The organism is Pseudomonas sp. yb_5, assembly GCF_043103865.1.
GTDB lineage: Bacteria > Pseudomonadota > Gammaproteobacteria > Pseudomonadales > Pseudomonadaceae > Aquipseudomonas > Aquipseudomonas putida_Y.
The window spans coordinates 36,737-50,534 of sequence record NZ_JBICKE010000036.1; the positions used below are offsets into that span (position 1 = coordinate 36,737).

Here is a 13,798-nt window from a genome sequence, read left to right on the forward strand (position 1 = left end):
GCATGACCCTTGAAGGCAAAACTGCACTCGTCACCGGTTCCACCAGCGGCATTGGCCTGGGCATCGCCCAGGTATTGGCCCGGGCTGGCGCCAACATCGTGCTCAACGGCTTTGGCGACCCGGGCCCCGCCATGGCGGAAATTGCCCGGCACGGGGTGAAGGTTGTGCATCACCCGGCCGACCTGTCGGATGTGATCCAGATCGAGGCCTTGTTCAACCTGGCCGAACGAGCGTTCGGCGGCGTCGACATCCTGGTCAACAACGCCGGTATCCAGCATGTGGCACCCGTCGAACAGTTCCCGCCGGAAAGCTGGGACAAGATCATCGCCCTGAACCTGTCGGCCGTATTCCATGGCACGCGCCTGGCGCTGCCGGGCATGCGCACACGCAACTGGGGGCGCATCATCAATATCGCTTCGGTGCATGGCCTGGTCGGCTCGATGGGCAAGGCAGCCTACGTGGCAGCCAAGCATGGTGTGGTCGGCCTGACCAAGGTGGTCGGCCTGGAAACCGCCACCAGTCATGTCACCTGCAATGCCATATGCCCGGGCTGGGTGCTGACGCCTCTGGTGCAAAAGCAGATCGACGATCGTGCAGCCAAGGGTGGCGATCGGCTGCAAGCGCAGCACGATCTGCTGGCAGAAAAGCAACCGTCGCTGGCTTTCGTCACCCCCGAACACCTCGGTGAGCTGGTACTCTTTCTGTGCAGCGAGGCCGGTAGCCAGGTTCGCGGCGCCGCCTGGAACGTCGATGGTGGCTGGTTGGCCCAGTGACGGGCGGCCTGGGCCTGGCGACGGCCGCGCATTCGTTTATCAGCAAGGAGGCCTTATGCGCCCTACCCCAATGACCGCGATTCTGGCCTTGAGCCTGGCCACTGTCGCACCTGCGATGGCCGCCAGCCTGAAGGACATCGCGCCCTACCCCGAGGCGGAAAAAGGCTTCACCCGGCAGGTCATCCACCTGCCGGCCCAGGCCGATGAGTCGGCCTATAAACTGGAAATCCTCGCTGGCAAGACCCTGCAGGTCGACTGCAATCGCCAGCGCCTGGGCGGCACCCTTGAAGAACGCACCCTGGAAGGCTGGGGCTACAGTTACTATCGCCTGGACAACGTCAGCGGCCCGGCCAGCACACTGATGGCCTGCCCGGACGGCAAGAAGACCGAAGCCTTCGTGCCGGTGGTCGGCGACGGCTTCCTGCTGCGCTACAACAGCAAGCTACCGGTGGTGGTGTATGCGCCCAAGGATGTCGAAGTGCGCTACCGCGTGTGGTCGGCATCGCAGGATGTGCAAAAGGCTAAAGTAGAGTAAGCAGAACCGCTTTCTCTGCAGGATCAGCTTCTTCGCAACACAAGGCTGATCCTGCACTGAGCCTGCTTTGTTCCGGTAAAGGAGATTCGGCATGAACGATGTGCTCTGGCGCCCGTCCACAACGCAGATCGAGGCCAGCCGGATGGATGCCTTCCGCCGCCGGGTCAACCTGCGCTACAACCTGCAACTCGACGATTACCAGGCCCTGCACGGCTGGAGCATCGAACAGCGCGGCGCCTTCTGGCAAACCCTTGCCGAGTATTTCCACGTGCATTGGCATACCCCGCCCAGCCAGGTGCTCAGCGAAGGGCCGCAGATGCCCGATGCACAGTGGTTCGCCAATGCCACCCTGAACTTTGCCGAACACCTGCTGCGCCGCCGCGACGACCGCCCGGCCGTGGTCGCCGTACGCGAAGACGGCCAACGCGAAGTGTTCAGCCATGCTGAACTGGCCGCACAGGTGGCCGGGCTGCAAACGGCATTCAAGGCTGCAGGTATCGTCCCGGGCGACCGGGTAGCGGCCATCATGCCCAATACCTGGCAAACACTGGTGGCCATGCTCGCCTGCACCAGCCTTGGCGCAGTCTGGTCTTCCTCCTCGCCCGAATTCGGCGTGCACGGCATCATCGACCGCTTCGGCCAGATCGAACCCAAGCTGCTGATCGTCTGCGCCGGTTACCAGTATGCAGGCAAGGCCATCGACCAGGTGACCAAGGTCAACCAGGTGTGCGCGCAGCTGCCTGGCCTGGAGCAACTGATCGTGGTGCCCCATACCCGTAAAGGCACGCGTGCCGACGAGTTCCAGGCAGCCAACGTCAGCCTGTGGGATGACTTCTTCCAGCCCGGCGGCGAGCCCCGTTTCACCCCGCTGCCGTTCGACCACCCGCTGTACATCCTCTATTCCAGTGGCACCACCGGCGTGCCCAAGTGCATTGTCCATCGCGCCGGAGGCGTGCTGTTGCAACACCTCAAGGAACACGGCCTGCACAACGACCTGAAGGCCGACGACGTGCTGTTCTACTACACCACCTGCGGCTGGATGATGTGGAACTGGCTGGCCAGCGGTCTGGCGGTGGGTGCCACGCTGGTGCTGTACGACGGCTCGCCGTTCCACCCGGGCCCCGGGCGCCTTCTGGACCTGATAGAGGCCGAGGGCATCCACGCCTTCGGCACCAGCGCCAAGTACCTGGCGGCACTGGAGCAGGCAGGCCTGGAACCCGCCACCAGCCACTGCCTGACCAGCCTGCGGCTGCTGATGTCCACCGGTTCGCCGCTGTCACCGCACAGCTATGACTATGTATATGACAAGATCAAGGCCGACCTGTGGCTCGTGTCCATGTCGGGCGGTACGGATATCGTCTCCTGCTTCGTGCTAGGCAACCCGACCCTGCCTGTGCGTCGCGGCGAAATCCAGTGCAAGGGCCTGGGTATGGCGGTGGAGGTGTGGAACGAGCAGGGTCAGCCCGTGGTGGACGACAAAGGCGAACTGGTGTGCACGCGCAACTTCCCCTCGATGCCACTCGGTTTCTGGAACGACCCGGACGGCCGCCGTTACCACGATGCCTACTTCAGCCAGTTTCCGGGGGTGTGGGCCCAGGGCGACTACGCCGAGCAGCGTGCCAGCGGGGGCATGGTGATCCACGGTCGCTCCGACGCCGTGCTCAACCCGGGCGGTGTGCGCATTGGCACGGCGGAGATCTACCGCCAGGTGGAAAAGGTCGAACAGGTTGTGGAAAGCGTGGCCATCGGCCAGGACTGGAACGGGGATGTGCGGGTGGTGCTGTTCGTGCGCCTGCAAGAAGGCCTGCAGCTGGATGAAGCCTTGCGCCAGCACATCCGCCAGGTAATACGCCAGTACACCACACCCCGCCATGTGCCGGCGGTGATCGCCCAGGTCAGCGACATACCGCGCACCATCAGTGGCAAGCTGGTGGAACTGGCGATTCGCGATGTGGTGCATGGGCGGCCGGTGAAGAACACCGATGCCCTGGCCAACCCGGAGGCACTGGAGCAGTTTCGCGATCGCGCAGAGCTGAAGATCTGACATTCATCGCGGCCATTTGGGCGCGATCGCTACTACTGGATTCAATCAGGCATAATGCCGCCTTTTTTCCCGATACACAGGTAGCCCATGAAAGCCCAAGCCCGCCACATACTGGTCAAGACCGCTGACGAAGCCGAAAAGCTCAGGCAGCGCATCGCCAACGGCGAGGCTTTCGACGTGCTCGCCAAAAAGTTCTCTCTTTGCCCATCCGGCAAGCGTGGTGGTGACCTGGGCGAAATCCGCCCAGGGCAGATGGTCGGTGCCATCGACCAGGTGATTTTCAAGAAGCCTTTGCGTGTGGTACACGGGCCGATCAAGAGCAAATTCGGCTACCACCTGGTGCAAACGTTCTACCGCGACTAATGAGCTAGCCTTTTGCCACCTGACATTTTTGCCAGTTGTGATCGTGACGCACTCCTCTATACAACCCCGGTAACCCTGCACACCACGCGTGGTGCGCAGGTCCCCCTGGTGAATGGAGGTTTTCCTGATGCGTCTACGCCTGATGCTGACCCTGGGTTCGCTGCCGCTGCTGGGCATAGTCACGCCCGCGGCACACGCGGCTTGCACCATCTCACCCGGCCCGGGTAACGACACCTACACCTGTGACAGCGGCACTGCGCCCTCGCTGGTGGACACCAACGGTGATAACCGCCTGGTATTCCCGGCATCCGGTAGCGGCGCCATCACCGGCGACGTAACCTTCGGCGCCGGCAGAGACAGCATCGACATGGCCTCTGGCAGCGTCGGCGGCAACATCCACCAGGGCGCCGGCATCGATGACTTCGCCATGAGCAGCGGCGTCATCGAAGGCAACCTCAACCAGGGTGATGGCCTGGACACCTTTCACATGACCGGTGGCTGGATCAAGGGCACGTTCGACAGCGGCGACTATGCCGAAATGGACGACGGGCGTATCGGCAACGTCAACATGCGGCTGGACGAGAACACCTTCATCATGCGTGGCGGCAGCGTCGACCGGAACGTCATCGCGGCCTTCGACAAGGACTACATCGAAGTCTTCGATGGCAACGTCGGCGGCAATATCAGCGTCAGCGGTGGCGATGACCAGGTCCTGATGCATGGCGGCCAGGTTGGTGGTGATGTGCTGCTGAGCACTGGCAACGACCGCTTCACCTGGGACGGTGGCCGTATTGGCGGGCGCGTGGATGCGGGGCCAGGTAATGACACGGCACTGCTCAAAGGCCTCACGCCCGAGGTACTGAGTATCACGTTGGACGGCGGCGGAGGTAACGACAGCCTGACGTTCGATGCCAGCCAGCCGGCAGGCGGTGCCCACTATGTGAACTGGGAGCGCGTGGCGCTGAACAACGGCAGCCGGCTGGCACTGGATGACACGCTGGTACTGGGCGACAGTGACAGCAGCACGGGCAGCCTCACCCTCGACGCCAGCAGCAGCATCACTTCACGCCAAGGGGTGATCACTGCGTTTGCCCCAGGCCAGCGCGCCGCAATCAGCAACGCAGGCACACTTGACCTCACCGCCGGCAATGATGCCATGGGCCGCTTGAGCATCGAGGGCGATTACACCGGCAACAACGGCGCCCTGCGCCTGAACAGCGTGCTGGCCGGCGATGGCGCTGCTTCCGATCGCCTGGTGATCAGCCGCGGCGCGATCGCTGGCTCTACACAGGTGCTCATCAACAACCTCAACGGCGCAGGTGCAGCGACTGCGCAGAACGGCATCCAGGTGGTCGAAGCCCTTGACGGCGCCACCAGCACGGCCACCGCCTTTGTACAGCCCCAGAGGCTATCGGCCGGTGCCTACGACTATCGGCTGTTCAAAGGGGGTGTCACTGCTGGCAGTGAAAACAGCTGGTACCTGCGCTCGACGCTGGTTGCGCCGCCCGCTCCAGCCCCTGTGCCGGCACCGGGCGAGGCGCCGGTGATCGCCCCGGCCGTCACCCCGCCCGTCGCTGCGCCCGCGCCCGGCCAGGCCGAGCTGCCTGCCCCAGTGCAGGGCGAAAGCCTGCCACTGTACCGCCCCGAGGTCCCGGTTTATGCCGCAGCGCCACGGGGTGCCGCGATCATCGCCCGTCAGGCATTGGGCACCTTTCACCAGCGCCAGGGCGACCATCTGTTACTCCAGGGTGAAGGCGCCCTGCCCGCCAGCTGGGGGCAAGCCTACGGTGGCGCTCTGCGCCAGCAATGGAGCGGCACGGTCAGCCCGAGGCTGGATGGCGACTTGTACGGTTTCAAGGTGGGCCAGGATCTGTATGCCAAGGTTGGCGAGAATGGTTACCGCCAGCATGTTGGTATCTACGTAAGCCACAGCCGCCTGGACGCCGACGTCAAAGGGTTTGCCCTGGCCGTTCACGACCGCGGCGTGGGCGACCTGAAGCTCGATGGCGATAGCGTGGGCACCTACTGGACGCTGGTCGGGCCACAGGGCACGTACCTGGACGCGGTGTTGCAGTACACCCACCTGGATGGCCGCGCCCGCTCCGATCGTGGCGACACGCTGAACCTCGACGGCCACGCCTGGACAGCTTCACTGGAATCGGGCTACCCCATCACCCTGTCCGAGCGCTGGCGCGTGGAACCGCAAGCTCAACTGATTGCGCAAAAGGTCGCGCTGGACAGCGCCCGCGACAGCGTCTCGCGCATCAGTCATGACGCCCAGGTCGAGCTGACCGGCCGCCTGGGCCTGCGCCTGGAGGGTGCGTTCACGGGGAGCAGCGGGCGCCTGTTGCAGCCCTTTGCGCAGGTCAACCTGTGGCACGGCGACGGTGGCCGCGACACCTTGACCTTCGATGACGCAGACAAGATCAAGACCGATTACCGCTATACCTCAGTGCAACTGGAAAGCGGTGTGGTAGCGCAGGTCAACGAAGCGCTGAGCCTGCATGGCGGCGTGCAGTACACCGCCAACCTGGACAGCCGCCAGCAGGAAGCCAGCGGCGTGAACCTGGGCGTGCGCTGGCAGTTCTAGCGGCGCGCAGCCAGCAGACCGAGACCCGCGCAGCCCAGCAAGGACGCGCTGACCCGGTTGAACATCCGGCGTGGGCCGGGCTGGCTGAACCAACGCTGCATGTAGGCGCCCAGGCCTGAGTAGATGGCGATGGCCGCCCATTCCAGCAGCAGGAACAACACACCCAGCCAAAGGAACTGCTCACTTACCGGGGTGCTGCTACCGACCGAGACGAACTGCGGCAGGAAGGCGGTGAAGATCAGGATGGCCTTGGGGTTACCTAGTGATTACTAATATACATTCCATGGTTTAGTCCGCGGCGTCCAAGAAAACGGCCACCTCAGGTGCTCAATCTCCGCGTCCCGTGCCACAATGGCAGGTCGCCACCAGGACCAAGGAATGACCGATGCACATCATTATCGAAAACCACATCGAAGGACTTCAAAAGGATTTTCAGTTCCCCCAAAAGACTCCAGAATCAAAACTATTCGAATATTTTTCGAATTATTGCGTTACCTCCAAGCATTATCTAGGGCGTTTTAATCCAAAAGACATCACCACCGAGGAAGACGACGCGTCCATTGACGGGATTTCCATTATAATTGATGGGGACTTGATAACTACAGTAGACGACGCTACCAACATCTTCGCAAAGCACAAAACAAACCTAAGCGCCGAAATTATTTTCACACAAAGCAAAAGCGGTGAGGCATTCAAGAAGAGCGAAATAAATAATTTCAGCGTGGGAGTAGAAGATTTTCTAAGCCTGAAGCCTCAATACCCGCAAGGCAAGCTTAACGTTAACTCACTAAAGATATTTAGCATCATCCTCAAAAACTTAAAGAAAGTAAAAAACAGACTGCCTAATTTTCATGCCTACTACTGTACAAGCGGAACCTACAGAGAGGCAAAAGAGATTTCAGCCTCTTTCAAAGCGCTATCAAGAAAAGTTGAAGGCACAGAATTATTTCATGAGGTCCATGTGTCGCCAATGGGCCGTGCAGAACTATTGAAACTTTACGCAGCCGCAACCGAAACCAATGAAGCGACGTTAAAACTAATCGACTATTTTGGAATGCCCAAGATCGCCCACATCCCACAATCTTACATCGGCATTGCGAATGCGCTAGACTTCGTCACAAATGTGATTTCCGACAGTGAAGGAAACCTTAATCATCGAGTTTTCGACGAAAACGTCCGATCATTCCTTGGAATCACCAACGAGGTCAACGGCAAAATTCAAGCGACGCTTGAAGACGCCACTAAGAAAGATCTCTTCTCGGTTCTTAACAATGGCATTACCATTGTAGCCCCTGAGCTAACACTTACACCAAATACAAAAGAGATCAATCTGACCAATTATCAGATTATCAACGGATGTCAAACGAGTAACACACTATTTATTAACAAACACCTCCTCAACGACTCAGTGAATCTTGTAGTAAAGTTTATTGAATCAGCAAACACCGATGTATCCGAAGACATAATCGCAGCAACCAACAACCAGACAGAAGTACAGACCGAGTCGTTCCACGGTTTAAAGAACAAAGCAAAGCTGGTACAAAAATATTTTGACGCCAAAAACACTAAAAACCCGCCAGATAGCAAAATATATTTTGAGCGGCGAGAAAAGGAATACGGGTCTGCTGGTTACCAGAATACAAGAATTTTCGATGTACGGGAGCTGGCACGCTCCTATGCCGCAATGGTACTAAACCAACCCCACAATTCCGCGCGATATGTTAAAGAAATTTTTTCCGCAAGCGGGAATGATCTATTCTGCGACACCGACCATGAGTCATTGTACTACGCATCAGCTTTAGCGCTGTATAAGTACAACACTCTTGTTAACGGAAGAAAAAATGGCGCCCAGAGCTTTCTAAAGCTCCGCTGGCATGTTATCCAGGTATACAAATGGGTCGTACACGGCAAAACTGAAATGCCATCCCCATCTTCAAATGCGGCTGAAACGTACGCTAACAAAATAATTTCTTCGCTACTATCTGAAGACCGAGCATATATGAATAAGTTCGTCATCTGCCAAGATATAGTTAGAGAAGCTGGAAAACCCTCAGCAGATGCTCTGAAACGCGGTAAATTTACCGCTGACCTTCTTCAAAAAGCCAACGAATATTTCGCAAGAAAGGGTAAATAGTGTTTATTTTGTACTCGCGGGATAGCGGGACAGATCTCGATCAGTTGGTGATGCGCATTCGCTTGTTCTAGTTGCGCATACCAATTGGACTGCAGTTGAAATAGAAACAGGTGCTTGAGCCCCAATTAATTGGGACTTACGCACCTGTTGGCATTAAGCGCTCAATAAATTAATTGGCGTAGAGAGGCATGGTATGGCGCACGATTTCTTGCTCCCCAGCGTCACAACCCAGGTCGGCAAAGTCTCCCCCGCCGGCACTCCAGAATGCGAGGGTTTTCATGATGCATCGCCACTGTTCAACAAGTTCCTTAAGACCCCTAGGCAACGTCGCACCTTTAACTGAATATCCACGAACATTACTTCACCCTTACTTAGATAGCTGTCTAGCTCACAAAGCTTAAGCAAAAGCGCCGAAATATTTTCTGTACCGTTTTTAACCATATCAGCTGCACCATGCTTACTCTGAGCACAAAGCCCACCCTTAGGTGGAAAATCCAAACCCAAGACTCTTAGATTAATACCATTAACCAAAATCATCGCAGCCAACACAACAACTTCTTGTAGGTGCGCAGCATTACCCCCCACCCCAATCTTTCCTCTAAAAATCGAAGCCATCCTTGGAACAACATAACCAACAAACTCTAAAATTTGCGAATTATCCTTATAATGCGTTTTCTCCCCATCATAATAAGGATAGGAGTCTGTATACGCCTCCATTAATACCGTCATCAAAACCAAACATTCGTCATCCAAGAACAACTGATGCTCGTAAAATAGGGAGACCAATTCCTGATACTCAGCCCTTGGCACAGCATCGTATAGACCTTCCTCTGGATTGTAACCTTCCGCCCATTTATCGTTAACTTTTACCGCTTGCTTTATGATTGCTGCAAAAGCGCTTCGTTGATGATCAAAAAACAAAGATGTTCTAAGCTGGCTAACTTGATTATAATGCCGCGCCTGTTCTAACTGCGCACTCAGGTCAGCCCGATGCTTTTCCAACTCCTGAGAATATTCGTACTTATGCTGCTCCAACCTAGCTGAGTACTCATGCCCAATGGATTGCTTTAGCCGCTCAGAGATCCAACTTTTAGTAAGCCAGACTAGCACTGCCCCACTAACCCCACCAGACAGCAAGCTTAGTAAATATTCCATCCAATTCTCCCAAAGCGACATAAATCACCGCCATTACTTTAGCAAATTTCCACCTCAGATAATTCTCTCTTAGGGGTCAGATTAGATATTGAACGGATTCACTTGGCTCCCATCTTTTTACTTGGTGACTTCGCGCACGTAGGCCTGACAGGACTGCAGTGCAATCAGTCCCCGATCGCCGTCGTCGGTGATGGCGACAATTCGTTGAGCATGCGCTGGGTCAAGTTGGGCCCGAACGGTTGCATGAACCACGCCTCCGGTGCCGGCGGCTTTACGCAGGAACGCAATCGGCAATACACCATCACTCTCGTCCAATGCCAACGCTTCGGTTAGCCTGCCGAGCTGGGCTTCGAGATCAGCTACCTGCTTTCGCGAGCTCATAACCCCTTGCTGCAGATCGCCACTCGGTCCTGCTGGCTGCTGTAAACGCAACAGGTTCATCTGGTCTGAGCAAAACGACATAACAGCCCGCTCGACAGGTGCAACGCTACAACTTCCGCCAACGTCGCACCCACCTTTGTTCATGTAGGACATGCACATGATACGCCTATGTCCATCCGTCAAAGTCCCATCAGGTCGAACCTTATGCATCACGTTCTGCGCAGTCATTGCGGTGCCGCAGTAGCCACAGTAGGTAATACCGATACCGGTCACTATCCCAGGAATGGCCCCCTTCCCTCGCCGACGACTTCGCTGACCTCGCAATAGCTGTAATTCCTCGAACTCAACATCCGAGAGTAACCGTGGATAATAGTCCTCCAGCAGGTAGTCCTCACCGTCGACACAAATATGCTTCGCACCTTTCAAAGCCACTAACTTGATCAGGCGATAAATCTGCTGTGCAGAGATCCCGAGATAAGAAGTATCGAAGCCCCGCTCCTGCATCATACTGAAAGCTCGATCAGCGCCATACCCTTCGCGATACTTCTCGATGGCAAATCGCACAACTTCGGTACGCTCAGGAATCAACTGCCAGTCACCGTCGACGAGGCGGACCCAGCGAGGATCGCTGCCATTGCGGATCAAACCACGGTAATGGCCAGCGATCCAGCCTTCACACAAGCGCTTGATTGAAGCCTTTACGCGCTTACTTTTGGTATCGCTCTCTTCATGAGCCCGAATCATGACCAGAAGGCTATAGACCAGGTCCATTGGCTGCGCCTTCAACCTTTCCCTGTTGTACTCACGGCCGTCGCTCGCGGTGACCACGGTAATGCCCGCATTGATGATTTGGGCCAACTGGGCTTGCGCTTGTATCGGTTCTGCCCGGCTGAGACGATCCAGGCCCTCAACAACCAATACAGAGCCGGCCGGGATACGCCCCTCATCAACGGCCTGCAGGAAGACGCCCAAGGCACCCTGTTTTATGTGCCGCTGGTGAAAGGCAGAAAGGCAGAAAGGCCCTCATCCCTCAAGGAAAGCGACTCGTCTAGTGTGAGTCCCCTTGCCGCAGCCCATGACTTCGCATACTCAGCCTGCCTGTCCGCACTGTTCCCTGCTGCTTGGCGCGGGTCAGAGAACCGCAGATAGCTGTAGACCACTCCCTGTGACGCTTGCATGCCCTTGATTCCACTCTAAACATGAAAAACCGAAGTATATATTATCACTCAAAGGGGGAACCAGTGGACACATGATCATGCCGAGATGATGCTGCTAGCCGGCGCTCAGCACGCAGGGGATTGAAAAAAAAAAAGACTTCATCAATGATGTCCAAACCAAAATTCACAGAAATAACGAGAAATCATGAACATCTCCACACTACTCATATTCATACCTGCCTGCTTTGCGCTGAACATGGCTCCCGGCCCAAATAACCTGCTTTCGGTTAATAACGCCACACATTATGGCTTCTTGGCTTCATGTCTTGCAGGCGCCGGAAGGCTAATTGCTTTTGCAGCAATGATAGCGCTCGCAGCAGCGGGGTTAACGGCTGTACTTGAAACGTCCGAGCTGGTGTTTCTAGGTATCAAGTTTCTTGGCGCTACTTATCTATTCTACTTAGCTTTTAAACTTTGGACAGCAAAGATTCAAAATCAGGAGACGAGCGATACCAAACCAAGAAGTCTTGTGGGCCTAGCGAAACAAGAGTTTCTCATTGCAGCTGGAAATCCAAAAGCAATATTGATATTCACAGCATTCTTACCACAATTCATAGACCCAGCGCATGATGTCGCGCCGCAGTTTGCAATGCTGGGTGCTCTGTTCCTGGTACTCGAGATGATCGCACTGGCAGGCTATGCCTTAATCGGGTTGCACCTGCGACGCTGGTTCAATGATCCCAAAGGGAAGCGTTTCTTCAACCGCATCTGCGCGGTACTGCTGTCGGGCGCAGCCTCGATATTGCTCGCCGCGCGACGTGCCTAAGACCTCTCACCAGCTTGGGATGGCTAGTCTATATTTTTTATCGCCCGAGTTGCGGTAGCCTAGCTGAATTTCCCAGCTTGTGAGTAGAGCCTGCTGAGAAGGCCGCTATCGGCCCATTGCTGTCCCTCGTAGAGGGCACTCACGGCCGGCGACGCCCCATCCGTATGCCTAATCAAATCGGGCCTCGAATGGGCTTAACGCTCTTCTTAGATAACTTAGCGCCGCTGCTGGCCATAAAGAAAAAGCTGGGAAATTGTGACCGACAGAATTCGTAAGGCCCAGAGGGCGTAAGCTATGACCACGACCGCAGTAGACTTTGAAAATGATGGAGATCAACTCATCCTCGTGTACCGCCCGCGCGACGGAACAGATTGGGTGCTTAGAAAGCTTCAGGAAAGGGACGAGGTTGTGATCAAAGGCACCTTCCATCTTTCTGATGGACACCTCGCCGCGCATGATCAGCAACCGTTTGAGGGAGTCGCTTTCTTAGACGCGGGCTTAAGTAATCCGGACTATTTTGACGATCCATGGCTGGCATTCAAGATCGGTAGTAGTGAAGGTGGTTATTTCCGCATAGATCCCGCGGTTTTGGACATCGATATACCGGTTTTACTATCAAAAGATGCCCCGGTGACATGGCGATGGTTCAGCACTGATCGTAAGGTATCGATATTGGCAGTGATTGCTGAACTAAAACCTAGTCGCATCGTCATTGGTGGAAGCGAGTCAGACGCTATCCCTATCTCCGAGTACGAGAAGCTCATAGCTCAATTTCCGACTAATTACGAGGTTCGCCGTTACATTCGGGCGAGGGTTAGCAATGTCGTAAGGCAGTATACGGATGCCAAGATAGACGCCGAAGCCAAGCTCAATGCCTACGTAAATAAGCGCGTGCTAGCCAGGGGTAAGGACCTGCTTCAACCAGTGCGCCAAGCGGAGATTGCCAAATATGAGTTTCTGCTGGAGCAATTAGAACACATGCTTGACAGCGAAGACGGCTACTCTGAAGCGGCATGGCAAAAAGAAATCCTTCAAATCGTATGCCTGCTGAACCCAAAATATATCGCAGCTTTCCCAGAAATCGAGATTCGAGATACTGATAGTGAGACCAAACGATATCTCGATTTTCTGCTGGTCGATGCATCTGGGAACGTTGATGTAATCGAGATCAAGCGACCATTCGCCAGAGGGCTAGTAAGCTCAACGACCTACCGCGACAATCACATCGCTTCGCGAGACCTTTCTGGCACTGTGATGCAGATTGAGAAATACCTGCGCCATCTCAACCGTGGAGGGCCGAAGGGCGAGGCTGAACTGCGGAAGCAAATTGGTAATAGGTTACCGCCGAGTTTCCAGATCAAGATCACGAATCCTTGTGGCGTGATCATAATGGGACGGGAGAAAGGCCTCACATACGCGCAACTGCGTGATCTTGAAGTGACCCGACGCCACTACAAGCACATCGCAGACATCGTGACCTATGACGAGCTCTTGCGAAGGTTAAGGTTCATCTTGGAACAGCTTCGTTCGGAAGTTTAGTCATGGCGGTGCCGTTGATAGTTTAAGTTTCCTGCCTTACCGCGTAAACGAAGATTGGCTGCTCCTGGCCGATAGGTGCCTGTCAATAGTATTTATATTGGGCATCATTAGGATTACAGTAGCCCAGCTTAATTTCCAAACAACCTTATGAGCAGAGCTTACTGAGAAGGCCGCTATCGACCCATTGCCGCCCTTCGCGGAGCACAGCTATCGTAACCGATCCATGAACCCCACCTACCACAAGGTGGAAGCCAAGGTTACCGTGGCATCTCTGGCGAACAGTTCCATGGCAGCAGCGCTT

10 protein-coding genes and 2 pseudogenes are annotated in these 13,798 nt (G+C 55.8%); 8 read left to right on the forward strand and 4 right to left on the reverse strand.

The window, feature by feature from the left end; all coding sequences use genetic code 11:
* The first annotated feature begins 2 nt into the window (after positions 1-2).
* From hbdH to ACF8GF_RS04800, 5 genes are all read left to right on the forward strand, one after another.
* Positions 3-773 carry a 3-hydroxybutyrate dehydrogenase gene (hbdH, locus tag ACF8GF_RS04780; RefSeq protein WP_392461096.1) on the forward strand — a complete coding sequence of 257 codons (771 nt, stop codon included), beginning with the start codon at positions 3-5 and terminating at the stop codon, positions 771-773.
* 55 nt (positions 774-828) lie between these two features.
* Positions 829-1,308 (forward strand): serine protease inhibitor ecotin, encoded by a 480-nt coding sequence (gene eco, locus ACF8GF_RS04785; RefSeq protein ID WP_392487709.1) that lies wholly within the window; start codon positions 829-831, stop codon positions 1,306-1,308.
* A 91-nt stretch (positions 1,309-1,399) separates the two neighbouring features.
* Entirely contained in the window at positions 1,400-3,352 is a 1,953-nt protein-coding gene (locus tag ACF8GF_RS04790; protein WP_392487710.1) for an acetoacetate--CoA ligase, read from the forward strand.
* Between the two features lie 87 nt (positions 3,353-3,439).
* A complete protein-coding gene (locus tag ACF8GF_RS04795) occupies positions 3,440-3,715 on the forward strand; it encodes a peptidylprolyl isomerase (RefSeq protein WP_014860332.1) in 276 nt (91 codons plus the stop codon).
* 112 nt (positions 3,716-3,827) lie between these two features.
* Complete coding sequence (locus ACF8GF_RS04800; RefSeq protein WP_392487711.1) at positions 3,828-6,305, forward strand: autotransporter outer membrane beta-barrel domain-containing protein; 2,478 nt, start codon at positions 3,828-3,830, stop codon at positions 6,303-6,305.
* Here the strand turns inward: ACF8GF_RS04800 and ACF8GF_RS04805 are convergent.
* Positions 6,302-6,565: pseudogene (locus ACF8GF_RS04805) on the reverse strand (LysE family transporter); the annotation flags it as partial. The gene ACF8GF_RS04800 and the pseudogene ACF8GF_RS04805 overlap by 4 nt on opposite strands.
* A gap of 125 nt (positions 6,566-6,690) precedes the next feature.
* On the opposite strand from ACF8GF_RS04805, the gene ACF8GF_RS04810 reads away from it, so the two are divergent.
* Positions 6,691-8,439 carry an AIPR family protein gene (locus tag ACF8GF_RS04810; RefSeq protein WP_392487712.1) on the forward strand — a complete coding sequence of 583 codons (1,749 nt, stop codon included), beginning with the start codon at positions 6,691-6,693 and terminating at the stop codon, positions 8,437-8,439.
* 276 nt (positions 8,440-8,715) lie between these two features.
* Here ACF8GF_RS04810 and ACF8GF_RS04815 read toward each other — a convergent pair whose 3' ends face one another.
* From ACF8GF_RS04815 to ACF8GF_RS04825, 3 genes and pseudogenes are all read right to left on the reverse strand, one after another.
* Positions 8,716-9,594: a hypothetical protein gene (locus tag ACF8GF_RS04815; protein ID WP_392487713.1), complete on the reverse strand. Its 879-nt coding sequence runs from the start codon at positions 9,592-9,594 to the stop codon at positions 8,716-8,718.
* A 164-nt stretch (positions 9,595-9,758) separates the two neighbouring features.
* Positions 9,759-9,896 (reverse strand): lysis system o-spanin lipoprotein Rz1, encoded by a 138-nt coding sequence (locus ACF8GF_RS04820; protein ID WP_392487716.1) that lies wholly within the window; start codon positions 9,894-9,896, stop codon positions 9,759-9,761.
* A gap of 820 nt (positions 9,897-10,716) precedes the next feature.
* A pseudogene (locus ACF8GF_RS04825) lies at positions 10,717-10,947 on the reverse strand (recombinase family protein); the annotation flags it as partial.
* Between the two features lie 390 nt (positions 10,948-11,337).
* On the opposite strand from ACF8GF_RS04825, the gene ACF8GF_RS04830 reads away from it, so the two are divergent.
* Entirely contained in the window at positions 11,338-11,958 is a 621-nt protein-coding gene (locus ACF8GF_RS04830; protein ID WP_392487714.1) for a LysE family translocator, read from the forward strand.
* 294 nt (positions 11,959-12,252) lie between these two features.
* Positions 12,253-13,497, forward strand: a complete 1,245-nt coding sequence (locus ACF8GF_RS04835) for a Shedu immune nuclease family protein (protein WP_392487715.1) — start codon at positions 12,253-12,255, stop codon at positions 13,495-13,497.
* Positions 13,498-13,798: the final 301 nt, after the last annotated feature.